This window comes from Streptomyces sp. NBC_00102 (assembly GCF_026343115.1).
In the GTDB taxonomy this organism is placed as follows: Bacteria; Actinomycetota; Actinomycetes; order Streptomycetales; family Streptomycetaceae; genus Streptomyces.
On sequence record NZ_JAPEMC010000003.1, the window covers coordinates 371,853 to 395,386 of the forward strand.

The 23,534-nt window shown below is 72.4% G+C and carries 23 protein-coding genes; 14 read left to right on the plus strand and 9 right to left on the minus strand.

Going from position 1 to position 23,534, the window contains the following annotated elements; translation table 11 throughout:
* Positions 1-33: 33 nt before the first annotated feature.
* Entirely contained in the window at positions 34-1,131 is a 1,098-nt protein-coding gene (locus OHA55_RS32255; RefSeq protein WP_266713211.1) for an NADH:flavin oxidoreductase/NADH oxidase, read from the minus strand.
* A gap of 167 nt (positions 1,132-1,298) precedes the next feature.
* The gene (locus OHA55_RS32260) at positions 1,299-1,703 is read right to left on the minus strand and encodes a hypothetical protein (protein WP_266713213.1); all 405 of its coding nucleotides are present in this window, start codon (positions 1,701-1,703) and stop codon (positions 1,299-1,301) included.
* A gap of 240 nt (positions 1,704-1,943) precedes the next feature.
* On the opposite strand from OHA55_RS32260, the gene OHA55_RS32265 reads away from it, so the two are divergent.
* The 4 genes from OHA55_RS32265 (at position 1,944) to OHA55_RS32280 (ending at position 5,925) form a co-directional block, all read left to right on the plus strand.
* The gene (locus tag OHA55_RS32265; RefSeq protein ID WP_266713215.1) at positions 1,944-3,032 is read left to right on the plus strand and encodes an exo-alpha-sialidase; all 1,089 of its coding nucleotides are present in this window, start codon (positions 1,944-1,946) and stop codon (positions 3,030-3,032) included.
* Positions 3,033-3,135: 103 nt separating this feature from the next.
* The gene (locus OHA55_RS32270; protein WP_266713217.1) at positions 3,136-3,813 is read left to right on the plus strand and encodes a uracil-DNA glycosylase; all 678 of its coding nucleotides are present in this window, start codon (positions 3,136-3,138) and stop codon (positions 3,811-3,813) included.
* On the plus strand, positions 3,810-4,871 hold the full coding sequence (locus OHA55_RS32275; protein ID WP_266713219.1) for an N-acetylglucosamine kinase: 1,062 nt from the start codon (positions 3,810-3,812) through the stop codon (positions 4,869-4,871). Before OHA55_RS32270 ends, OHA55_RS32275 begins: the two co-directional genes overlap by 4 nt.
* A gap of 133 nt (positions 4,872-5,004) precedes the next feature.
* Positions 5,005-5,925: a sirohydrochlorin chelatase gene (locus OHA55_RS32280; protein WP_266713221.1), complete on the plus strand. Its 921-nt coding sequence runs from the start codon at positions 5,005-5,007 to the stop codon at positions 5,923-5,925.
* An 87-nt stretch (positions 5,926-6,012) separates the two neighbouring features.
* On the opposite strand, the gene OHA55_RS32285 is transcribed toward OHA55_RS32280, so the two are convergent.
* The 3 genes from OHA55_RS32285 to OHA55_RS32295 form a co-directional block, all read right to left on the minus strand.
* Positions 6,013-7,068 carry a lactonase family protein gene (locus tag OHA55_RS32285; protein ID WP_266713223.1) on the minus strand — a complete coding sequence of 352 codons (1,056 nt, stop codon included), beginning with the start codon at positions 7,066-7,068 and terminating at the stop codon, positions 6,013-6,015.
* Between the two features lie 241 nt (positions 7,069-7,309).
* Entirely contained in the window at positions 7,310-8,821 is a 1,512-nt protein-coding gene (locus OHA55_RS32290) for an FUSC family protein (RefSeq protein ID WP_266713225.1), read from the minus strand.
* 234 nt (positions 8,822-9,055) lie between these two features.
* The gene (locus OHA55_RS32295) at positions 9,056-9,928 is read right to left on the minus strand and encodes a helix-turn-helix transcriptional regulator (RefSeq protein WP_266713227.1); all 873 of its coding nucleotides are present in this window, start codon (positions 9,926-9,928) and stop codon (positions 9,056-9,058) included.
* A 223-nt stretch (positions 9,929-10,151) separates the two neighbouring features.
* Between OHA55_RS32295 and OHA55_RS32300 the strand changes: the two genes are divergently transcribed.
* Positions 10,152-10,592, plus strand: a complete 441-nt coding sequence (locus tag OHA55_RS32300; RefSeq protein ID WP_266713229.1) for an ATP-binding protein — start codon at positions 10,152-10,154, stop codon at positions 10,590-10,592.
* A 54-nt stretch (positions 10,593-10,646) separates the two neighbouring features.
* Here OHA55_RS32300 and OHA55_RS32305 read toward each other — a convergent pair whose 3' ends face one another.
* Positions 10,647-11,399, minus strand: coding sequence for a DUF4232 domain-containing protein (locus OHA55_RS32305; RefSeq protein ID WP_266713231.1), 753 nt, complete (start codon positions 11,397-11,399; stop codon positions 10,647-10,649).
* A 186-nt stretch (positions 11,400-11,585) separates the two neighbouring features.
* A complete protein-coding gene (locus OHA55_RS32310; protein WP_266713233.1) occupies positions 11,586-12,359 on the minus strand; it encodes a hypothetical protein in 774 nt (257 codons plus the stop codon).
* Between the two features lie 354 nt (positions 12,360-12,713).
* Here OHA55_RS32310 and OHA55_RS32315 point away from each other — a divergent pair, with 354 nt between their 5' ends.
* The 6 genes from OHA55_RS32315 (at position 12,714) to OHA55_RS32340 (ending at position 18,675) form a co-directional block, all read left to right on the plus strand.
* Positions 12,714-13,520 (plus strand): nucleotidyltransferase domain-containing protein, encoded by an 807-nt coding sequence (locus tag OHA55_RS32315; protein WP_266713235.1) that lies wholly within the window; start codon positions 12,714-12,716, stop codon positions 13,518-13,520.
* 344 nt (positions 13,521-13,864) lie between these two features.
* Positions 13,865-14,881 carry a zinc-dependent alcohol dehydrogenase family protein gene (locus OHA55_RS32320; protein WP_266713237.1) on the plus strand — a complete coding sequence of 339 codons (1,017 nt, stop codon included), beginning with the start codon at positions 13,865-13,867 and terminating at the stop codon, positions 14,879-14,881.
* 35 nt (positions 14,882-14,916) lie between these two features.
* Positions 14,917-15,327: a cupin domain-containing protein gene (locus tag OHA55_RS32325; protein WP_266713239.1), complete on the plus strand. Its 411-nt coding sequence runs from the start codon at positions 14,917-14,919 to the stop codon at positions 15,325-15,327.
* Positions 15,328-15,375: 48 nt separating this feature from the next.
* On the plus strand, positions 15,376-16,416 hold the full coding sequence (locus OHA55_RS32330) for an NAD(P)-dependent alcohol dehydrogenase (RefSeq protein ID WP_266713241.1): 1,041 nt from the start codon (positions 15,376-15,378) through the stop codon (positions 16,414-16,416).
* 177 nt (positions 16,417-16,593) lie between these two features.
* The gene (locus OHA55_RS32335) at positions 16,594-17,076 is read left to right on the plus strand and encodes an Lrp/AsnC family transcriptional regulator (RefSeq protein ID WP_266713243.1); all 483 of its coding nucleotides are present in this window, start codon (positions 16,594-16,596) and stop codon (positions 17,074-17,076) included.
* A gap of 360 nt (positions 17,077-17,436) precedes the next feature.
* Complete coding sequence (locus tag OHA55_RS32340; RefSeq protein WP_266713574.1) at positions 17,437-18,675, plus strand: serine/threonine-protein kinase; 1,239 nt, start codon at positions 17,437-17,439, stop codon at positions 18,673-18,675.
* 37 nt (positions 18,676-18,712) lie between these two features.
* On the opposite strand, the gene OHA55_RS32345 is transcribed toward OHA55_RS32340, so the two are convergent.
* Positions 18,713-19,705: an aldo/keto reductase gene (locus tag OHA55_RS32345; protein ID WP_266713245.1), complete on the minus strand. Its 993-nt coding sequence runs from the start codon at positions 19,703-19,705 to the stop codon at positions 18,713-18,715.
* Positions 19,706-19,837: 132 nt separating this feature from the next.
* Here OHA55_RS32345 and OHA55_RS32350 point away from each other — a divergent pair, with 132 nt between their 5' ends.
* Positions 19,838-20,410: a DNA polymerase ligase N-terminal domain-containing protein gene (locus tag OHA55_RS32350; protein ID WP_266713247.1), complete on the plus strand. Its 573-nt coding sequence runs from the start codon at positions 19,838-19,840 to the stop codon at positions 20,408-20,410.
* Between the two features lie 60 nt (positions 20,411-20,470).
* Here the strand turns inward: OHA55_RS32350 and OHA55_RS32355 are convergent, their stop codons facing one another.
* Positions 20,471-22,288 (minus strand): SLC13 family permease, encoded by a 1,818-nt coding sequence (locus tag OHA55_RS32355; protein WP_266713249.1) that lies wholly within the window; start codon positions 22,286-22,288, stop codon positions 20,471-20,473.
* A 263-nt stretch (positions 22,289-22,551) separates the two neighbouring features.
* Here OHA55_RS32355 and OHA55_RS32360 point away from each other — a divergent pair, with 263 nt between their 5' ends.
* Entirely contained in the window at positions 22,552-22,722 is a 171-nt protein-coding gene (locus OHA55_RS32360) for a hypothetical protein (RefSeq protein ID WP_266713251.1), read from the plus strand.
* 168 nt (positions 22,723-22,890) lie between these two features.
* On the plus strand, positions 22,891-23,529 hold the full coding sequence (locus OHA55_RS32365; protein ID WP_266713253.1) for a Dps family protein: 639 nt from the start codon (positions 22,891-22,893) through the stop codon (positions 23,527-23,529).
* Positions 23,530-23,534: the final 5 nt, after the last annotated feature.

Consider the following 23,534-nt stretch of genomic DNA (forward strand, 5'->3'; position numbering starts at 1 on the left):
GGTAGGGGCGGGACCGGGGAAGCCGCGTACGGGTCAGGCCGAGCGGCCGTACTGGGACGGGACGTGCACCTCGCCGCCGAGTTCCCGCGCGGCGCTGCGGGCGAAGTAGGGGTCGCGCAGCAGTTCACGGCCGATGAGGACGGCGTCGGCCTGTCCGTCGACGACGATCTTCTCGGCCTGTACCGGGTCGGTGATGAGTCCGACGGCGGCGACCGGCAGCCCGGTCTCGGTCCGTACGCGTTCGGCGAAGGGCACCTGGTAGTTGGGGCCCACGGGGATCTGCGCGCGGGGCGCGTTACCGCCGGTGGAGACGTCGAGCAGGTCGACGCCGTGCGCCTTGAGGTCGCGGGCGAAGCGGACGGTGTCGTCGCCGGTCCAGCCCTCACGGGGATCGTCGGCGTTCTCGGTGAGCCAGTCCGTGGCGGAGATGCGGAAGAAGAGCGGCAGTTCCTCGGGCCACACCTCCCGTACGGCGTCCACGACTTCGAGCGCGAAGCGGGTGCGGTTCTCGAAGGAGCCGCCGTACGCGTCGGTGCGGTGGTTGCTGTCCGGGGAGAGGAACTCGCCGATCAGGTAACCGTGGGCGCCGTGAATCTCGACGACCTTGAAGCCCGCATCGAGCGCACGCCGGGTGGCGTCGGCGAACTGCCGTACCACCTGCTGGATTTGATCGGTCGTCAATTCGGCCGGAACCAGGCTGCCCTCGTCGAACGCCAGCGGGCTGGGTCCGAGCGGCCGCCAGCCGCCGTCCGCCTCGACGAGCGCGCCGCCACCGAGCCAGGGCGCCGTGGTCGAGGCCTTGCGACCGGCGTGTCCGAGCTGGATCCCCGGCACCGTCCCCTGCCCGTCCAGGAAGGAGGTGATCTTGCGGAACGCCTCGACCTGGCGGTCGTTCCAGATGCCGAGGTCGGCGTCGCTGATGCGGCCCTCGGGGCTGATCCCGGTCGCCTCCACCAGGATGAGGCCGGTGCCGCCGACAGCCCGGGAGGCGTAGTGCGCGAAGTGCCAGTCGTTGGGGACACCGGCGTCCGGGCCGGTCGGCGCCGCGCTGTACTGACACATCGGCGGCATCCAGACACGGTTGGGCACGGTCACCGACCGCAGGACGTAGGGCTCGAAAAGGGCGCTCACGCCGGACTCCGTTTCGCGAGGGACGGCCGCGCCGCCGGGCGGAGGCACCGGCGACGCTAGTACGAGAACCACCGTACTACGACGATCGACGAACTAAGGATCGGGCCTTACCGCGCCCCCGCGCTCACCACGAGCAGCACGGCAGGAGAAGCCGCGTCGCCCCCGCCTCACTCGTCCGTCCGCAGCCGCCGGCGCAGGGTGATGGGCGTCGCGGCGTCGTAGACCTGGGTCCAGCTGCGTCCGGCCCCGGACGTCCAGGAGACCTGGACGGTCGCCCCCTCGGCCCTGGCGCTCTCCACGGTCATCACCCGAGGACCGTCCCGCACATCGCCCCGCACCAGCTCGTCGGCCCGTACGGTGACGGGGCCGGCCGGACTGGCCCGCTCCGCGAGGTCGGCCGCGGCGAGGAGCGCCGCCGCCAGTTCCCGGGCCGCCACCGGCGCGCCCCCGAGGTCCAGGCGTCCGCCGGGGGTCACGATCCTCAGCCCGACCCGGAGCGGATCTCCCGGAGTGCCGGGCTCCACCTCCCAGGCCGCCGTACGCCCGTCGGCGTCCTCGAAGCCGCTGCCCATCCTCGCGCCCCGCTCCCGTTCCGGGGCTCGTGATCCGCGTACCGGGCCCGTTCCCGGCATTCCAGCACATCCGGGCCGCCGATCCGGCACGGAGGTCACCGTCGCCCCCGCCCACCGCCCAGGACGCCGCCCGCCCCGGGGACACGCTCCGATCGCATGCCCCTGCGCTGCGGGACACGTCCGGCGTACAGGTGCAGACTGACGCATATCCGTCACCACGGCGTCTCGGGAGGTCTGACCATGACTGACGTTCTGCTCACGGTGGGCACGCGCAAAGGGCTTTTCATCGGGCGCAGGCGCGGTGGGACCTGGGAGTTCGACACCCCTCGCTTCCACGCGCAGGCCATCTATTCGATCGCCATCGACACCCGGGGCCCGGCACCGCGGCTGCTGGTGGGCGGGGACAGCTCGCACTGGGGGCCGTCCGTCTTCCACTCGGACGACCTCGGCGAGACCTGGGTGGAGCCGACCCGGCCCGCGGTGAAGTTCCCGGAGTTCACCGGCGCCTCCCTGGAGCGCGTCTGGCAGTTGCAGCCGGCCGGCCCCGAGGCGCCCGACGTCGTCTACGCGGGCACCGAACCCGCCGCACTGTTCCGCTCGGAGGACCGGGGCGAGTCCTTCGAACTGGTCCGGGCGCTCTGGGAGCATCCGACGCGTTCGCGCTGGGTACCGGGCGGCGGGGGCGAGGGGCTGCACACCATCCTCACGGACCGGCGTGACGAGCGGGCCGTCACCGTCGCCGTCTCGACGGCGGGGGTCTTCCGGACCAGCGACGGCGGCGAGAGCTGGGAGTCGGCGAACAAGGGGGTGTCCGCTACCCATCTGCCCGACCCCGAACCGGAGTTCGGCCAGTGCGTGCACAAGGTCACCCGCGACGCGGCCGATCCCGACCGCCTCTATCTGCAGAACCACTGGGGCGTGTTCCGCAGCGACGACGGAGGCGACCGGTGGACGGACATCGGGGCGGACCTGCCCTCCGACTTCGGGTTCGCGGCGGTGGCGCATCCCCGCCGGGGCGGTACCGCCTACATCTTCCCGATCAACGCCGACATCGACCGGGTCCCGGCACAGCACCGCTGCCGGGTCTTCCGCACCACGGACGCCGGTTCGAGCTGGGAGCCGCTGTCCCGGGGACTGCCGGAGGGCGACCACTACGGCACGGTGCTGCGCGACGCACTCTGCACGGACGGGGCCGACCCGGCGGGGATCTACTTCGGCAACCGCAACGGCGAGGTGTTCGCCAGTGCCGACGACGGAGACACCTGGACTCAACTCGCCGCGCATCTGCCGGACGTGCTCTGCGTCAGGGCCGCGACGCTGGCTCCGTGACCGTCCGGCGTGCGCCGTGCGCAGGGTACCGGCTCGCCGCCGGGCGGAGGCGTACCGACCGGGCAGTTGATCGTTCCGGTCGTACGCCCAGTAGAGTGCGCCCGTGGCAGCACGACCGTTGAAAGAAATCATCGAGCCCGGCTGGGCCGAGGCCCTCGAACCGGTGGCCGGACGCATCGCGGCCATGGGCGACTTCCTCCGTACGGAGATAGCCGCGGGCCGCACCTACGTGCCCTCCGGCGCGAACGTCCTGCGGGCGTTCCAGCAACCCTTCGCGGACGTACGGGTCCTGATCGTCGGTCAGGACCCCTATCCGACACCGGGTCATGCGATCGGGCTGAGTTTCGCGGTGGCACCCGACGTGCGTCCGGTGCCGGCGAGCCTCGACAACATCTTCCGCGAGATGCACAGCGACCTCGGAACGCCCCGGCCCTCCAACGGTGATCTGACGCCCTGGACCCGCCAGGGGGTTCTTCTCCTCAACAGGGCCCTGACCACGGCTCCGCGCCGTCCGGCCGCGCACCGCGGCAAGGGCTGGGAGGAGGTCACCGAGCAGGCGATCCGGGCGCTCGTGGCGCGCGGTACCCCGCTGGTCTCGGTGCTCTGGGGCGCCGACGCCCGCAGGCTGCGTCCGCAGCTGGGCGACTACCCTGCCATCGAGTCCGCGCACCCCTCCCCGATGTCGGCGGACCGCGGCTTCTTCGGCTCGCGCCCCTTCAGCCGGGTCAACGAGTTCCTGGAGCGCCAGGGGGCGCAGCCGGTGGACTGGCAGCTGCCGTGACGCCCGGCGCCGGCGCGTACGTGATCGGGGTGGACTCCGGTGGGTCGGGGCTGCGCGTCGCGCTCGGCACCGCCTCGGCCGGCGGGCCCGCGCCCGTCGCCACGACGGAGTGCCCGGAGCCGGTGCGTACCGGCCCCGACGGCATCGACGCCGACCATCTGCTGGGCCAGCTCCTCCCGGCGGTCGACCGGTTGACGCGTGACGCCGGCGCACTCGCACCCGACGGCAACGTGTGCGTCGCGGCGCTCGCGGTGGGCGCCGCGGGCATGGCGACGCTGGGCGGCCATCTGCGCGCCCGGCTGCCGCAGGCGCTCGCGGCGTCGCTCGGTGTCCGCCGGCTGGCCCTCGCGGCGGACGGGGTGACCGCGTACGCGGGCGCGCTCGGGCAGCGCCCGGGCGCCGTCGTCGCGGGCGGCACCGGCATGATCGCGCTCGGTACCGACCTCCGCGAGTGGCACCGCGCGGACGGCTGGGGTCATCTGCTGGGCGACAGCGGGGGCGGTGCGTGGATCGGCCGGGAAGGCCTGGACGCCGCGCTGCGCGCCCACGACGGCCGGCGCGGTGGCTCTCCCGCGCTGCTGGCGCGACTCCGGGCCGTGTTCGGTCCGGCGCCGGAACTCCCGGGCCTGCTCTACCCCCGCACCGACCGGCCCGCACTGCTCGCGTCGTTCGCGCCCGAGGTCGCCGCGTGCGCGGCGGACGGGGACGCCGTCGCCCGGTCGGTCCTTCGCCGCGCGGCCGCCCACATCGCCGAGGCGGCCGCGGCGGTGTGCCCGGAAGCCGGGATTCCCCAGGCCGGGGAACGCGCCGTCGGCTCCGGTGGAGAGCCAGTCGAAGTAGCTCTTACGGGTGGCCTGTTCCGTATGGGTGACCCGCTCCTCGGGCCGCTGCGCGAGGAGTTGGCACGGCAGCTCCCGCACGCCGCGCTGGTGCCCGCCTCGGGAGACCCGCTCGCCGGTTCGCTGCTGCTCGCACGGGCACTGGCCAGGTCGGACCTCCGACTGCCCGCCCATCCGACACTGCTGCACGTCGTCGACGACGGCTCCGGTGACCACTGAAGGGCAGGCGTGGAGGCCAGACAGAGCGGGGCAGTTGACCGGTACATCACTCATCGGACATAAACGGACAGATAACGCCCAGCCGTACCCTCCCTGAACGAGGGGGCAACCAAAACCAGTAGCATGCGGCGCCATGAGCACCCCCACTGGGCCCGCTTCCGGCCTGCCTGTACGAATGCCGCGACCTCGCCAGTCCGGACGGCACCGCCGCCCGGAGCCCGTGGTCGCACCCGAGGGCGCTGCCGCGCTCGTCCTCGCCGTTCCCGGTACCCCCTCCCCGGCCGCCCGCAGCGTGGCCGAGGAAGTCATCAGCATCGCCCGTTCCGAGCTGCCCGGCCTCAACGCGGTCATCGGCTACCTCGAAGGCGACGACGAATTCCCGGCGCTCGCCTCCGTGCTCGCCCAGTGCGCCGCCGAGCGTGTCGCGGCGTACGAGCAGGCCACCGCCGCCGGACGTGAGGTTCCGGCGCCCGAGGGCCCGTCCGCCGTGGTCGTCCCGCTGCTCGCGGGGCCCGACAGCGCCCTGATCCGCCGGATACGGCAGGCGGTCATGGAGAGCGGCACGCAGGTCGAGCTGACCGAGGTGCTGGGCCCGCACCCGCTGCTGGCCGAGGCGCTGCACGTGCGTCTCTCGGAAGCCGGTCTGGCGCGTGCCGACCGGGCCCGGCTGTTCACGGTCGCCACCGCCGCCGACGGCATCGTGCTGGCCACGGTGGGCGGCGACGAGGCCGTGAAGGCCGCCGGGATCACCGGCATGCTGCTCGCCGCCCGGCTGGCCGTGCCCGTGATGGCGGCGGCGCTGGACGTGGAGGGCTCGGTCTCCTCGATCGCGGACCAGCTGAAGAACGCGGGTTCCGTCCAGCTCGCGCTGGCGCCCTACCTGGTGGGCCCGGAGGTCGACGCGGGCCTGCTGGACGCGGCGGCGAAGGAGGCGGGCTGCGCGACGGCGGAGCCGCTCGGCGCCTACCCGGCGATCGGCAAGCTCGTCCTGTCCCTGTACGCGTCGGCGCTGGGCATCTCGCCCGCGGCGCCCCAGGGCGTCCCGGCGCACTGATCACGCGCCGCCGGCAGCAGCACGCCACCGACAGCACGGTGCGGTGCGTACCCGCTCCCGGGCGGGTACGCACCGCACAGTCGTCCGTCAGACCAGCAGGACGCAGGAGGCGGCCGGCGCGTCGATCGAGCCCGCGTGGCGCGGTACACCGGTCTCCTGGTCGACGGCGAACCAGCTGACGTCTCCGGAGCGCTCATTGGCCGCGTACAGCCACTGACCGGTGGGGTCGAGCGTCAGATCGCGCGGCCAGTTGCCGCCGCAGGGGACGGACGCGACCAGCTGCGCCTTCTCGCCCGTCTCGTCCAGGGTGAGCACGGAGATGCTGTCGTGCCCCCGGACGGCGGTCCATACGAACCTGCCGTCGAGGGAGACGACGACCTCGGACGGGTACGAGCGGTCCGGGTCACCGGCCGCCTCCTCGGGCAGCACCGGAACCTCGTGGAGCGGCTCCAGCACACCGGCGGCGGCGTCCCAGCGGCAGACGGTGAGGGTCGGCTCCAGCTCGTTCAGTACGTACGCGTGACCGCCCGCCGGGTGGAAGGCCAGGTGGCGGGGGCCGGTACCGGGGCGCAGCGCGGTCTCCCCGTGCGGGCGCAGTTCGCCGGTGAGCGGGTCGACCGCGCCGACGTACACCGAGTCGGTGCCGAGGTCCACGCTGAGCAGCCAGGCGCCCGACGGATCGGGCAGCACCTGGTGGGCGTGCGGCTCCGTCTGCCGTTCGGTGTCGGGGCCGCTGCCCTCGTGCTGTTCGACGAAGACGGCGGCGCGCAGTGACCCGTCCTCCCGGAGCGGCAGCACGGTGACGCTGCCGGAGCCGTAGTTCGCGGTGACCAGGTGGTTCGCCGCGACGGTGAGGTGGGTGGGTCCGTCGCCGTTCACCGAGCGCATGCAGCCGCCGACGAGCCGGGGTACGTCGCCCTCGATGTCGAGTGCGGCGGCCGCGCCCTCGGATGCCTCGCTGACGGCGTAAAGGATCGTGCCGTCGGCGGACGCCACGAGGAACGACGGGTCAGGGACGGTGTCCGTCGAGCCGACCACCGTGAGCGCGCCGGTCTCCCTGTCCACTTCCGCGACGGTGATGCCCTGCCCGCCGTTGGTGGTGAAAGACCCTATGAACGCCCGCCCGGCGCTGTTGCCGCTCATCGCGCTACCCCTTTGTGCCCGTACCTGGTGTTTTGCGTGCGGGCCGTGCGGTCCGCCCGGCCGACGGTAGCAGGCGCCCACCGCCCGGCGGGGCCGGGCACGGGGCGCCGGGACCGTGACCGGGGAGGGCGGGCCGGGCGATCGCGCCACCGCGCTCGCGGCACTGTCCGGGGCCGCAGGGCCGGGCCGGCCGCTCCCCCGCTTCCCGCCAGGCCCGGCCCGCGATCCGTACGCGTACCTCTCAGGCGCTCGCCGGCACCGGCTCGGCCCGCCGCAGCGGCACGGCCAGGTCGAGAAGTGCCTGCTCCAGCGCGTGGAGGTGGGCGAACACCGGTTCCGGGTGGGTCGCCGCCGACGCGACCGGGGCGGCGTGCCGGTGGCGACGGACCAGGGCCGGTGGATCGGTGAGCGCTTCGACCGCGGCTTCCACGCGCCAGCAGGCGGCGGCGAGCCGTGCGTCGTGGGATGCCTCGGGGTCGGCGGCGACGGAGGCGAGTCCGCGTACCTCGCGGGCGCAGCCGTCGAGCAGGGCGAGTACCTGGCGCGCCCGCCTCTTGCGTGCCGCCATCGGGCTCAGCGGGTGGACGAGCGGGGCCAGCGAGAGCCGAACCCGGCCGAGGATGGCCTCCAGTTCGGCCACCAGGTGTGCCGGGTCGGCGTCGGCGTCGCCGGCGAGCCGCGCGGCGGCCTCGGCGGTGCAGGCGTGCACGCAGCGCAGCGCCCGGGCCACCCATGCCTCGGTCACGGAGTGCGTGGTCACCGGCAGGACCAGGAGGACCGCCAGCGTGGCGCCCAGCGAGCCGACCGCCGTCTCGCTCACCCGCAGGACGAGGAGCGCCGGGTCGAGCACGCCGAGCAGCCCGTACAGCATGCTCGCCATGGCCGTCACCGCGAGCATCATCCAGGTGTAGGAGACGGCCGCGGTGTAGAAGACGCCGAAGACGCTCAGCGCGACGACCACCGCCGCCACGACGGGCCGGTCGTGCAGCGGTACGGCGACGGCGAAGCCGATCCCGATGCCGATCACGGTCCCCAGGACGCGCCGGAAGCTCCGTACCACCGTCTCGCCGCGCGAGGTGGTGGCGACGAACACCCACCAGGTGGCGCCCACGGCCCAGTACCACCGCTGGTCCGACAGCACCTGTCCGGCGGCGAGCGCGAACCCGGCGCCGACGGCCGCCTGCACGGCCTGCCGTGTGGTGATCCGCGTGAGTCCCGTCCCTCCGGTCGGCGCGGACACCGGTGCGGGAGCCGGCAGCCGGCGTTCGTAGCACCACACCCCGAACCGGACGGCCGACGAGGCGGCCAGCGAGAGCAGTACGGCTCCGTACAGTTCCGGAATCCGGCTCGGCACGGCGTGGAGGAACTGCGCCATGAAGCAGCTCATGAAGGCGAACACGCCGAGCGAGTGGCCGCGCGGCCCCCACCGCCGCGCGTAGACCCCGCCTCCCACGGCGGCGATGAACACCAGGTCCCGGGCGATCGGCACGTCGTGCAGGACGGCGGAGAGCGCCAGCACCGGAAGCCCGACGACGGGCAGCAGTGCGGTCGTCACGGCCTGCCCGCGCACGGTCGGATCGCCGACGGTGAACAGTGCGAGCAACGCGGACAGGCCGCCCGCGACGGTCGCCACCAGCGAATGTCCGGTGACCCCGCACAGGACGACCGCCAGCCCGATACCGAGCACGGCCCGGCTCGCGAACCGCAGCCGCATCCGCCCCGGATCCGGCGCCGTGAACGCCTTCCTCAGCAAGTCGCCCCACCCTTCCGTCTTGTCCGTCTGCCCGTGTGCGCCCGGTTCTGTACGAACCTGTTCGAGCGCATGAGAAAGGCGCCACGGACCCCCTTTTCGGAGTTCCGCAGCGCCATCGCTGCGCCCATCTCACCATCCACTCGACCGACGGTTCAATCGACAGTGGAATCAGTGGTCCAATGGCTCATCTTTCGCGGTGGGGGTGGACCAGGGCAGAGCCAACGGTTCAGCGGTTCAGGACGCGGCGGTTTCCCGGGTGGCGGCCCAGGAGGCGAGCAGGCGCAGCCCCTCCTCGGAGGAGGAACCCGGTTCGGCCGTGTAGACGGTCATGCCGAGTCCTGGTTCGGCCGCCAGGTCCAGCACCTCGTAGGCGAGGGTGAGATCGCCGACCACCGGGTGGCAGAACCGCTTGGTACCGGTCCCGTGGCGGCGCACGTCGTGGGCGCTCCAGCGGGTGCGGAAATCCTTGCTCCGGGTGGACAGCTCGCCGACGAGGTCGTGCAGGTCCTTGTCGTGGGGGTCGCGGCCGGCCTCCCGGCGCAGGATGGCCACCGCCATGTCGGCGAAGAGTTCCCAGTCCGGGTAGAAACGGCGGGACGCCGGGTCCAGGAAGTTGAAGCGGGCCAGGTTTCCCTGATTCTCCGCGTTGGCGAGCAGCTCGCCGTAGAAGGCACGGGCGAGCGGATTGGCGGCCAGGATGTCCGTCCGGCCGTTGCTCACGACCGCCGGCCCCGCCGTGATCGCGTCGAGGGTCCACTGCAGGCTCCGATGCGGGTTCCACCGTCGGCCGCCGGCCCTCCGCCGGGGCCGCGTCAGCACGTCGGATCCGTCGGCGGCCTGGGCCAGGTGCAGCAGGTGGGCGCGCTCGGCGTCGTCCAGCCGCAGCGCCCGGGCGACGGAGTCCAGCACGGACGGTGAGACTCCCGCGAGGCTGCCCCGCTCCATCTTCGCGTAGTACTCCACGCTCATGTCGGCCAGGGCGGCCACCTCGCTCCTGCGCAGCCCCGGCACCCGCCGCCGGGACCCGCCGGGCAGCCCCGCCCTCTCCGGAGTGATTTTCGCTCGCCGCGAGGTCAGGAACTCGCGGACCTCTTCACGGTTGTCCACATGTCGACGATACGGGCCGCGCGGGGGAGAAGGGATGTACGGCCAGTACCCCCCTCCGGGGGCCGACCTCACCGAACGGCAGCCCCCGGACCCGCAGGTCGCGGGCGCGCGGGTCGGCCCGGCCCTCGGTCGGCAGCCCTCACCGGGCGGCCCGAGCGGGGTTTCACGGTGGAGCGTGAACCTGGGGGTAGGCGTAGGGGGAGAGTCGATCGAGGAGGGGCCGATGACGAAGGACACATCGCTGCGTGCGGTGGGGTGGGCGCAGTCGTTCCCCGTGTCGCAAGGGGTACGGGCCGGCCGATACTGGGCCCGTGAGCACCTGGCCGCGTTGGAGTGGACGAGGGACACGCCGGAGACCGTGGACTCGATCCTGCTCTGCGTCTCCGAGCTGATCACCAACGCGCACGTCCACGCGCGCAGTGACGCCCAACTCGTCCTCACGTGGGACAGCCGCTGCCTGCACGTCAGCGTCCACGACTCCGATCCGCTGCTGCCCGCCAAGCAACCCGAGTCCCTCACGACGACCGGTGGGCGAGGTCTGGCCATCGTCGACGCCGTCGCCGACGAATGGGCCACACACTCCCAGGCGTCGGGGAAGACCATCACCGCGTGCTTCGTTCCGCCGGGGGTTCGCGGGCTCCGGCACGGAGAGTCCCTCGGCTGATTCCGGCCGGAGCCCGCCGACCCCCGGGAGCCAGGCCTACCCTTCGCGGGGCGGTCAGAGCTGGTTGATCGCGCGCATCGCCAGGCCCTCGGTTCCGGCCCAGCCGTTCACCCGCGCCGCGTCGTCGTAGGAGACGGAGCGCAGGCCGCCGGGCAGGTCGAAGAGGAGAACGCCACTGAGCTCGGTGCCCTCACCTGCGACCAGGGTGGCGGTGAACCGGTCGGACTGGTCGTACTCCGCCTCGCCGCCCTCGTCGTTGCCGAAGACGTACAGTCCGGCATACGCCTTGCCGCCCCCCGCGACGACGAGAGGTTCGCTGTCCGGCTCCACGAGCCCCTGGACGGTCGGGGCGTCGCTACCGGAACCGAGCCGGATCAGCGGTCCCTCGTTGAGGACACACGGCACCCTGCCGCCGTTGGTGACCGTCAGCATGAAGTGGCGCGGGGTCTCCCCGGGAGCGTCCTGGAGTTCGACCGCGGTGGTGAGGCCGTCGGCCTTGCAGTCCTGGTAGTAGGTGCCGTTGTCACCGCCGGTCTCACCGCTGTCCCCGGCCGGCTCGGCGGTGGCGCCGCCATCGCCCTCGGTCGGCGTCGCGCTGGTTCCCGTACCGGAGTCGCCCGACGGCCCGTCGCTCTTCGACGCGCTCGCCCCGGACGGCTTCCCGCCCGAGGGAGCGGCGGCCGCGTCGTCGCCGTCGGACGAATGGCAGGCGGTGGCCGTCAGCAGGGCCGCGGCCACTGCCGCTCCCGCGAGGGCCCCGCGCAGGCCCCGACGTACCGAACCGGCTCTGAACGTGTTCGAGTTCATGCTGTGTCCCCATCCCCCGTGACCGGCCCCCAGGACCGGCCGTCCGCACCCTGCCCGGCCATTCTGGAGGCGCCCGATCGTCCGGTGTACCCCGGTTCCCGCTCTGTTACAGCCCTCGCACGAACCGGGCACCCCCGCGTGACCGTGCCGGGGAGGCGGTCGGGAATCCGGCCGGCTGACCACACGTCATGAGGCCCGGTGGATCACGCTGTCGTCGTCCCCCACCTCGAACAGATCGATCCTGAGCAGTCGCCGCACCTCGGCAGGTACGCGCTCAGCGGCCTTGACGGACGAGGTCGGCACGATCAGGGCGTAGCGGGTGGCCGGTGACTCGTCCGTCATCCGCCGCAGGAGCTGCCCGTACGCGATGTCGGCGTCCGTCCCCCTCTCCTCGGTGCGCCCCTTGGCCTCCCCCACCAGGCGCTCGTCACCGCGCACGGCTTCGACGTCGGTCCACTTGTCGGTGGGGGCGACCGGGGTCCACCCCTCGGCGATCAGCCAGCGTCTGAAGGCATCGGTCACGCGGTCCTCGTCACCGGTCCGCGCCAGGAGTTTCCGCACCGACGCCAGATCGGCGTCGCGGGTGCGCCGCAGCCTGCCGCTGCCGTCGGCATCGAGGTCGGCCGGACGGATCAGCACGAGTCGCAGTCCGTGCGCCGGAATCCCGGTCTCCCGACGGGCGGCGTACAGGGCGCGCTGTTCGCCCCGGTGCACGCCGCTGACGGTCAGCGTCTCCGGCTTGTCGAATATCGGCACCGGCCGGTCGTACTGGACTCCCCTGTAATCGACCACCAGTCGGCAACCGGGCCAGTAGGAATCGACCGGCAGCCTCGCCTGCCGTCCGGTGGCCCCGGGGTCTCCCCGCAGCCAGTCGAACCGATGCTCCCGCAGGCCGGCAACGCCGAGAATCTCGTCGCACAGGTCGAGCACGTACGCCTTGTCCTTCTCTTCGCCGCTCATGGCCCCGGATGATCCCATCCGCCGGTGACATCGGGCCCCGGTTCACCCGGCTTCCTTTCCCCGAGGGGAGACGGCCGGCCCGTCCCATCGCCGATTCGGTACGACGGTCCTGATCCCTACCGCCCTACCGCCCCACGGCCCTGCACCGTCCCGGTGGACGGTCGTCCCAGCCGCCGGCCAGGGCGAGTTGCGGCAACGGTCCCACGACCGTGCCGGGACAGCCGCGCTCCGCACGACGAGGGGTCGATCCGCACACGCCAGAGCGCCGGGCTCCCGGGCGGTGCGATGCGCGAACGCCACTCCGCCCCGGAAATCCGCTCGGCAGCACACACCACGACAAGGCACAGTGGCCCCATGGGGGAACGGGGGCTGGACCGCGACGGAACGATCGCACGCGAAGGCGCGCTGGACCGAGTGCCCGCAGCGTTCGTCCCCGTCGTCGACGCTGCCCGTGCTCATATCACCGAGGCATTCGACGGAACGCGTCTGCACAGCGCCTACCTCTACGGCAGCATCCCCCGTGGCACCGCCACCCCCGGTGTCTCCGACCTCGACCTCCAGCTCGCCCTCCACGACGAGCCCACCGACGCCGACCGCGCTGACGCCACGGCGATCGAGGCCGAACTCGACCGTGATTTCCCGCAGATCGACGGTGTCGGGATCCTGCTGACCAGTACGCGAGCCCTGCTCAGCGACGTCGAACGCTACGACGGCGGGTTCTTCCTCGCCTGCCTCTGCACCCGGTTGCTCGGGCCTGACCTGGCAGAACGACTACCGCGCTATCGCCCGACAACCCTGCTCGCGAGGGAAACCAACGGCGACCTCGCCCGCATGCTCCCACGCTGGCGCGCCAAGGCAGCCGAGGCGACCACGGACGCCGATCGCCGGGCCCTCAGCCGTGGCATCGGCCGTCGCGTCGTCCGCACGGGATTCACCCTGGTCATGCCCCGATGGGGCGGCTGGACCAGCGACCTCGGCCAGTCCGCCGAGCTCTTCGGCCGCTACTACCCCGAGCGCGTCGAGCAGATGCGCGTCGCCGCGTCCACGGGCCGCGCGCCCTCACCCGACCCGGCGGTTCTGAACATGCTCATCGACGACCTCGGCCCCTGGCTCGCCGCCGAATACACAGCCGTGCACGGTGAGAAAGCCCCGCGTACCTGAGGGCTTGCAGGGCCTTTCGCCGCCCGGGGTGGCAAGCGCTTGAACGGCCGACCGGGCCTTTGACGCAGGTCCGATGCCCTCTGCTGGACGTATGCGCAGGTGATGGCGGCCGGCGAACGGTGTACCGCTGGTACACCCCTCACTGGTGACTCGCTCGCCGCGCGGAAAGCGGGTTACCTGGAAGGCGTGACGCTTCCCGGCCGCGGCGCGAGGACCCGGCGACCGGGAGCCTTGCGCCCCCACGGGCGCCCGCGGCGATGCCGAAGGTGCCGCGGGGCGTTTTCAGCACTCCGTACGGGCACCTGAGGCCCGTACCCCCCGTACGTTACGTAAGGAATTCCCTCATGCGCGGCGCAGTGATTCACGCCCCCGGTGATGTCCGCTTCGAGACCCTGGCCGACCCGAAGATCCTCCACCCCACCGATGCGGTCATCCGCACGGCGGCCACCTGTGTGTGCGGCTCGGACCTGTGGGCCTGGCGCGGTCTGGAGCCGGTCGGTGACCCGCACCCGATGGGACACGAGTACATGGGTTTCGTCGAGGAGGTCGGCAGCGCGGTCACCTCGGTCAAGCCCGGACAGTTCGTCGTCGGTTCCTTCGCGACCTCGGACAACACCTGTGCGAACTGCCGCAACGGCTACCAGTCGAACTGCCTGCACCGCGAGTTCATGAGCACCTGCCAGGCTGATTACGTCCGCATCCCCAACGCCCAGGGCACCCTGGTCGCCACCGAGGAGATCCCGGACGAGAAGTACTGGCCCGGTCTGCTGGCCGTCTCCGACGTCATGGGCACCGGTTGGTGGGCCGCCGAGGCCGCCGAGGTCACGCCCGGCTCCACCGCGGTCGTCGTCGGGGACGGTGCCGTCGGCCTCTGTGCCGTCATCGCCGCCAAGGAGATGGGCGCCGGGCGCATCATCGCCATGAGCCGCCACGAGAGCCGCCAGAAGCTCGCCCTGGAGTTCGGCGCCACCGACATCGTCAGCGAACGCGGCGACGAGGGCATCGCCCGCGTCAAGGACCTCACCGGAGGCGTCGGCGCCGACAGCGTCCTCGAATGCGTCGGCACCGCCCAGGCCATGCGCCAGGCCCTGCACTCCGCCCGCCCCGGCGGCAATGTCGGCTTCGTCGGCGTCCCGCACGAGGTCGCCGTCGACGGCCAGGAACTCTTCTTCTCCCACGTCGGCCTGCGCGGTGGCCCCGCCCCCGTCCGCCGCTACCTCCCCGACCTCATCGACCGGGTCCTGACCGACCGCATCGACCCCGGCAAGGTCTTCGACCTCACCCTCCCCCTCGACCGGGTCGCCGAGGGCTACCGGGCCATGGACGAACGCCGCGCGATCAAGGCACTCCTCAAGCCCTGACCACCCGCCACCCACCCCGTACACAAGGAGCGATCATGCAGATCACCCGCAGCTCGATCACCACCGCCAAGGGTCCCGCCGAATGGTTCACCGGTGACGTCTACATCGACGCCGTCGCAGCCGCCCCCGCACCGTCCCGGGTCACCGCGAACCTGGTGCACTTCATGCCGGGCGCGCGCACCCACTGGCACTCCCACCCGCTGGGCCAGACCGTCTTCGTCACCGAGGGCGTCGGCCTCTGCCAGCGCCGCGGCGGACCCGTCGAGATCATCCGCCCGGGCGACCGCGTACTGTTCGAGGCGGGCGAGGAGCACTGGCACGGTGCGGCCCCCAACCGTCTGATGGTCCACGTGGCCATCAACGAGGGCGACGCCGAGCACGCCGTCGTGCACTGGCTGACTCCCGTCACCGACGAGGAGTACACCGCCACCCCGGCAGCCGGCTGACACCCGCCCCGAGCCGGCCCCCCACCGCAGGACGAGGAACACATCCCCATGCATGTCAACGCCTACGCCGCCCCCTCCGTCGGGGAGCCCCTGGTACCCACCACCGTCGAGCGGCGTGCCGTCGGCCCCGGAGACGTACTCATCGCCATCCGGTACGCCGGGGTCTGCCACTCCGACATCCACACCGTCAACGGCGACTGGGGCCCCCAGCCCTACCCCGTCGTTCCCGGTCACGAGATCGTCGGAACCGTCGTCGAGGCCGGCGCCGGGGTCACCCGCCACCGGGTCGGTGACCGCGTCGGCGTCGGCTGCATGGTCGGCTCCTGCGGCGAGTGCCCCCACTGCCTGGCCGGCGACGAGCAGTACTGCCGGGACGGCATGATCCCCACCTACGCGGGAACCGACCGCGACGGCTCCACGACCCAGGGCGGCTACTCCACCCACATCGTCGTGGACGCCGACTACGTGCTCTCCGTGCCCGAGAGCCTGGACCCGGCCGCCGCGGCTCCGCTGCTGTGCGCGGGCATCACCACGTACGCCCCGCTGCGGCGCTGGGGCGCCGGGCCGGGCAAGAAGGTTGCCGTCGTGGGTCTCGGCGGTCTCGGTCACATGGCGGTCAAGATCGCACACGCCCTGGGCGCCGAGGTCACGGTGCTGTCGCAGTCGCCGAAGAAGCGGGAGGACGGGCTGCGGCTGGGAGCGGACCACTATTACGCGACCTCCGACCCGGAGACCTTCTCCGTGCTGGCCGGCCGGTTCGACCTCATCGTCAACACCGTCAGCGCCGACATCGACATCAACGCCTACCTCGGCCTGCTGACCCTCGACGGCACCCTGGCCAACGTCGGCGCGGCCCCCGGCCCCTTCTCCGTGCAGGGGTTCCTCCTCGGCAGCGCGCGTCGCAACCTCACGGGCTCCATGATCGGCGGCATCGCGCTGACCCAGGAGATGCTCGACTTCTGCGCCGAGCACGGGATCGGCAGCGAGATCGAAGTGATCTCCGTCGACCAGGTCAACGAGGCCTACGCACGCGTCCTCGCCTCCGACGTCCGCTACCGCTTCGTCATCGACACCGCCTCCCTCGGCTGATCCGCGGAAACGTCCACCGCTGGGCGCCGTGCCACGTGTACGGCGCCCAGCGGTATGTCCCGGGGTTGCTCGGGTTGCTCCGGGCCGGAGTCGGGGACGGGGGCGGACGGGCCCGGGATAGGGTCGAAGCACCGTATACGCCCGTCCGGGACATCCGAGAGAAGAGGCAGGCGCACCATGGCGGTGGACGCTCTCGACACCCGTATCCTGCGGCTCCTCATCGAGCAGCCGCGTACCAGCGCGCGGGAGCACGCCCGCATCCTGGGGGTGGCCCGGGGCACGCTCCAGGCCCGGATGGACCGGCTGGAACGGGACGGCGTGATCACCGGTACCGGCCCTGTCCTCTCGCCCGCCGCGCTGGGCCACCCCGTGCTCGCCTTCGTCCACCTGGAGGTCACCCAGGGACATCTGGACGAGGTCGGGGACGCGCTGGCGGAGGTTCCGGAGATCATCGAGGCGTTCTCGACCACCGGCGGCGGGGATCTGCTGACCCGGGTCGTGGCGCGGGACAACGGCCATCTGGAAGACGTGATCCAGCGGCTCATCCAGCTGCCCGGCGTGGTGCGGACCCGTACCGAGGTGGCACTGCGTGAGCGGGTGCCGCACCGGGTGCTGCCGCTGGTGGAGTCGTTGGGACGGACTGCCACCGGACGCGGCTGAGCGTGTGGCCCACCGGCCGCGGCCCGGAACGCCGGGGCCGTAGCGGCCCCTCGGGCGACCCGACCGCCGAACGTACGCCACCCGCCGGGCACTTACCGCCGGACGTACGCCCGATGGCCGCGCTCCCTCTGTACCGGCCCCCGCCCGGGCACCGGCGGGGGTACCGGAACTGACCGGCCGTAACATCGTGTCCACCGGACAGATATCCTGATCATCGCCGCGAGCCCCGCCCCGTCCCGCTCCTCGTGAGCACGACCCGTGCGTCGCCCCGGCTGACGCAACGGGCCACAATTCGAGATAGGTGTACAGGTGCTGGTAGCTGATCGGTACCGGTTGGTGTCCCCCATCGGGCGTGGTGGCATGGGCGAGGTGTGGCGGGCGACGGACGAGGTCCTCGGCCGTGCCGTCGCCGTCAAGCTGCTGCTGGGGGACCGGGCCGACTCCTCTTCCACCGCACGTTTCCGGCTGGAGGCGCAGACGGCCGCCCGGCTGAGCCACCCGCACCTGGTCGCGGTCTTCGACTTCGGCACCTGGGAGGACCGCCTCTATCTCGTGATGGAGCTGGTCGAGGGGCGCAGTCTCGGCGACCTGCTGTCGGCGCAGGAGAGCGTCCACCCCGAGCAGGTCGCGCGGATCGCGGGCGACGCGGCGGCCGGGCTCGCCGCCGCCCACCGGCAGGGCGTGGTGCACCGGGACATCAAGCCGGGCAACCTCATGCTGGACGCCGAAGGCTCCGTGAAGATCGGCGACTTCGGGATAGCCCAGTTCGTCGACGATCCGTCGACGGCGCTGACCACGGCCGGCCAGATCGTGGGGACGAGTTTGTACCTGGCGCCGGAGAGGGCGCTCGGCCGGACGGCGGGCGCCGACTCCGACATGTACTCGCTGGGCTGCGTCGTCTACCACCTGCTGCTGGGCCGGCCGCCGTTCCGTTCGGACACCGCCGCCGCCACGCTTTATCAGCATGTCGACACGCCTCCGGTTCCGCTGCGGGACCAGGGGGTCGACATCTCGCCGGCCTTCGACGCGTACCTGCTGAGCCTGCTCGCCAAGAAGCCCGAGGAGCGGCCGACCGCACAGGAGGCGGCCGACTGGTTCCGTACGGCGGCGTGGCGCGGGAACGGCGGGCCGCTGGGAGCGGTCGGTGGCGGGGCGCGCTCCGCCGCGCCCACGGTCGTTTCCGGGGACGCGGGCGGTCCGGGTCACCGGACCGGGCAGTCCGGGGGGCGGCGCCGGGCCGCGCCGCCGGCGAACCGGGCGGCGCCCCGGTCCGGCAGCCGCGCGGCGGGCCGCGGTGCCCCGAAATCCGGCAGTCGTCGGCTCGCGGCGAGCGAGGCCATCCGGCGGCGTCCGCGGGTGGCCAGCGCGGTGGCGGGCTCGATCGCGTTCGTGGTGGCCGTCTATCTGGGCACGGTGATCTTCGCCCCCGACTCCGGTTCGGCGGTGCCCCCGGGGACCGGCGCGTCGCAGGGCGTCGTCACCCCGCAGGGCGAGGGCTCCCCCGCCCCCGCCGCGTCCGACGCCCGGGGTGGCGGGCAGCGGGACTCGGGCGGCGAGGACCAGGGGGGAAACGAGGACGGGGACGGGGACGACGACTGAGCCGCCGTCCCGGGCCCGTTGCCCGATCGCGTGGTGACTACCAGCGGTCGTGCACGCCCGCGCGGATGCGGCGGTCGTAGAGGTCGCTCACCGCGTCCAGGGTGGCCTGCGGGAGCGGGGCGAGCTCTGCCGCGGCGGCGTTGGAGCGGGCCTGGTCCACGGACCGCGCTCCGGGGATGACGCTGGTGACGCCGGGCTGCTGAATGATCCAGCGCAGCGCGGTCTGGGCGGGAGTGGCTCCCTCGGGGGTGAATCCGGAGAACTCGGCGGCGGCCTCGATGCCGGTCGCGTAGTCGATGCCCGAGAAGGTCTCGCCCTGGTCGAACGCCTCGCCGTGGCGGTTGAAGGTCCGGTGGTCCTCCGGGGCGAAGACGGTCTCGGCGGTGTAGCGGCCGGAGAGCAGGCCGGAGGCGAGCGGTACCCGGGCGATGATGCCCACGCCGGCGGCGAGGGCGGCCGGGAGGACCTTCTCCAGCGGCTTGAGGCGGAACGGGTTGAGGATGATCTGCACGCTCGCCACGCCCGGGCGGGCGATCGCGGTGAGCGCCTCCTCACAGGTCTCGACACTGACCCCGTAGGCGGCGATGCGCTGCTCGGAGACGAGGGTGTCGAGTGCGTCGAAGACGGCGTCGGTCGAGTAGACGCTGGTGGGCGGGCAGTGGAGCTGGACCAGGTCCAGGGTGTCGACACCCAGGTTGGCGCGCGAACGGTCGTTCCACGCGCGGAAGTTGTCCAGGACGTAGTTCTCCGGGACCTGGGCCTCGCGGCGGCCCATCTTGGTGGCGACGAAGACGCCGGCGTCCGGCCGGTCCTTGAGGTAGCGGCCGATGAGCTGTTCGCTGCGGCCGTCGCCGTAGACGTCGGCGGTGTCGAAGAAGGTGACCCCCGATCCGACGGCCGCGTCGAGTACCTCGTACGCGTCCTGCTCGCGTACCTCGCCCCAGTCCCCTCCGAGCTGCCATGTTCCTTGTCCGACGACCGATACGTCACGGCCGGTCCTGCCGAGAGTGCGCTGTTCCATGGAGATCATGTTATTGCGCCACCCGGGAGGCCCGGTCCGGCGCGGGGGGGGGCCTGCCCGCCATGCGGCCGTCCGGGCGGGGCCGCACAGTGGAGGAAGGAGCGGAACGGCCCGCCCCGGGGACGACGGAGGGAGCCCGGCATGCAGGACGAATCCGTACCGTCACTGCCGCGCTTCGTCGTGCAGATACACGCGGCACGGCGCATGCACTTCGACTTCCGGCTGGAGGTCGACGGCGTACTGCGGTCCTGGGCGGTGCCGCAGGGCCCCTCGGACAATCCCAGCGACCGGCGCCTCGCGGTCCCCACGGAGGACCACGCACTGGAGTACCGCGAGTTCGAAGGGGTGATCCCGCCGGGCGAGTACGGCAGCGGCACCGTCATCGTCTGGGACCAGGGCACCTATGTGCCGCTCGGCCACGACGAGCACGGGGTACGGGTGCCGTTCGCGGAGTCCCTGGAGCGCGGCCACGCCACCTTCCGGCTCGTCGGCGAGAAGCTGCGGGGCGAGTTCGCGCTGATCAGGTTCCGGACGGGCCAGGAGGAGGACGCTCGCGGTCAGGAGGCGTGGCTGCTGATCAAGGCGAAGGACGAGCAGGCGGTACGGGACCGGCCCGGCACCCCCGACCCGTACCACGCGCGCTCGGCCCGGACCGGGCGCACCCTGCACCAGGTGTCGGCCGCCGAGGCCGGGCGGGACACCGGCCCGGGGTGACAGGACCTGGCCGGCGTCCGCTCCTCCTCGCCGTACGGCCGCCGGGGCACCGGGCCCGTCTCACAGCGGCCACACCCGGGGCACCACCGTCAGCGCCACCACCAGGAACCACAGGACGACCGGCAGGCCGAAGCGCCAGTAGTCGCCGAACCGGTATCCCCCGGGTTCGTACACCATGAGGTTGGCCGCCGTGGCCACGGGAGTGAGCATCGCGGCGGCGGCGGCCACCGCGACCACCATGAGGACCGGGAGCACGGAGACCCCGACCTCCTGGGCGGCGACGATCGCGATGGGGATGACGATCAGCGCGGTGGCGGTGTTGCTGACGAACTGGCCGAGCACGACCGTGATGAGGAAGAGACCGGCCAGCAGGGCGTACCTGCTGCTGCCCGCGAAGTCCACGATGAGGCGGGCGACGGAGTCGGCGGCACCCGATTTCATGATCGCGGTGGAGAGCGGGAACATCGCTCCGACCATCACCACGGTCGGCCAGGACACGCCCGCGTACGCCTCGTGCACCGAGACGATCCTGAAGAGGATCATCGCCACGGCCCCCAGCAGGGCGGCGATGGCCGGGGAGACCAGCCCGGAGGCGAGAAGGACCACCATCGCGGCCATGACGGCGAGAGCACGCCGCCCCGCGGGCCCCACCGGGGTGTTCTGGCGCCGGACCGCGGCAGGAGAGTCGACCAGCAGCAGATCGTCGGAGTAGACCCTCGCGGTGCCGCTGAGCGCGGGCCAGGATCCGTGCAGCAGAAGGGTGTCGCCGGCCCGCAGCGTGACGTTTCCGGGGTCGGCGTTCTGCCCGTCCCGGTGTACGGCGAGGACCACGATGTCCTGGGCCTCCGTCAGCAGGCCGGGGAAGACCTGGGCGCCGACCAGCGCCGAGCGCGGCGAGATCAGCACCTCCGCGAGCCCGACCTCCCGGTTGACCAGCGCACCGGCCCGCTGCTCGCCCAGCCGGGCCCGCTGCGGGATCAGACCGTGGATCTCCGCGAAGGCGTTCAGCTCCTCGGGCGTTCCGCGCACCACGACCTGGTCCCCGGGGGCGAGGGCATCGGTGCTGCGCAGCTCGTGGTCGTCCGAGTCCGCGCGCAGGGCCCCGAGCACGACGAGTTCACCCTCCCCCGTGTCGAGGGAGGGAAAGGTCTGCCCGACGCACGACGATCGCGGGGAGACCACCAGTCCGCCGAGGTTGTCGGCGAGTCCGTAGTGGGCGACGAGGGTGAGGGTGTGGTTGCTCAGGTCCGGCGGGAGGGCCGCGGGACTCCGGGAGGGCAGCAGCCGGTCGCCGAGGAAAATGGCCGCCACGACCGTACCGGCGACCAGCGGGACGCCCACCCAGAGGAAGGAGAAGAAGCCGAAGCCCCGGCCGGTCACCTCCTTCGCGGCGTCGGAGACCAGCACGTTGATCGGGGTCCCGGTCAGCACCAGCATCGACCCGGCGTGCGCGGCGAACGCCAGCGGCATCACCAGTTTGGACGGCGGCATGCCGACGCGGACCGCCAGCATCACCACCACCGGGAGCAGCGCGGCGACAGCCCCGTTCATGGTGATCAGCGCCGACAGGGCGGCTACGGAGACCAGGGTCAGAGCGACCAGCCGCCACCGGCTCTTCCTGGTGCGGGCCGCGAGCAACTGCCCCGCCCTGGCCGTCACCCCGGTCACTTCGAGCCCCGCGCTCACCACGAACAGGGCGGCGACGAAGCCCACCACCGGGTCGCCGAAGCCGCTGAAGACCTGGGCGGGTGTCAGCACTCCGATGCCCACGAGGGCCAGCGCCGAACCGAGGGCCACCGCCTCGACGGGCAGCCGGTTCAACGAGAACAGCACGATGACGGCTGCCAGCACCAGCAGCACAAGGGAGGAATCGCTCATTGGGTAGAGAACCAGTAGAAATCGGACACCAGGCGAACGTACTGCACAAGGTTCCCCCCTCGCACCGACCGGCGGTGCGCGGCCTGCTGCGCGCGGCGCGTGCGGGGCAGCGGCCCCTCGCGGCCCCGTCGCGGAGTGAGGGCAAGTGGCCGGTCTGAGAACGGCGTTCGGGGGAACCAGAGGTCGTATCCCACCCGCCGGTGAAACGGCGGGATCCCGCGGGCACGGCCTCAGCCACCGCCCCTTCCGAGAGGAACTCCTCCATGCTCGCCGTCGTCGCAGCCGTCCTGTTCTTCGTCTCCTTCCTGATCAACGCCGCGGACATCACCACCAACGATGTCTTCTCGTCCGGCAACGTCATGCTGCTCGGCCTGACCGCCCTCGCCCTGCATGTGGCCGGCATAGGCACCGGCTGGTCCGCCCGACGCCGCTGAAGCGGCTCCCCCTCGCGACCGCGGCACCACGGCCACCGTGCCGCTCCAGTGAGCCGACCGGCACTTCTTCGAAATCCGATCCGGTGGTAAGGCACCGTTACGGGAGTGGGGGACGGGAGGACGGGGGCAGACGTGAGGCCGTAGACCGTCCGACGATCCAGGAGCGACATGCCCCCCAAGACCCCTTCCCCCCAGTACACCGTCCCGGGCCTCAGCACCCAGGAGGGCGCCGAGGTGATCGACGCCCTGAAACTGCGGCTGCACGCGCTCAACGACCTGGCCCTCACCCTCAAGCACATCCACTGGAACGTGGTGGGCCCGCACTTCATCGCGGTCCACGAGATGCTCGACCCGCAGACCGTCGCCGTACGCGAGATGGCCGACTCGGCGGCCGAGCGCATCTCGGCCCTCGGGGGCGAGCCGCAGGGAACACCGGGCGTGCTCGTGGCCGAGCGCACCTGGGACGACTACAGCATCGGCCGTGCCGACGCGATCGCCCATCTCGGCGCCCTGGACCTCGTCTACACCGGCATCATCGAGAGCCACCGGAAGGCGGTGGAGCGGGTGGGCGCCATCGACCCGGTCACCGAGGACCTCCTGATCGAGCACCTGCGCGGGCTGGAGCAGTTCCAGTGGTTCGTCCGGGCCCACCTCGAGACCAGCTCCGGCACTCTCAGCACCGGCGGCACGACCACCGAGAAGCAGGCCGCCCGCAGCACGGGTGCGACGAAGCGGGCCCCGGCGGCGAAGACGGCGAATGCCAAGCGCACCACGAAGAAGGCGACACCGGCCAAGCGCGCTCGCTGACCGGA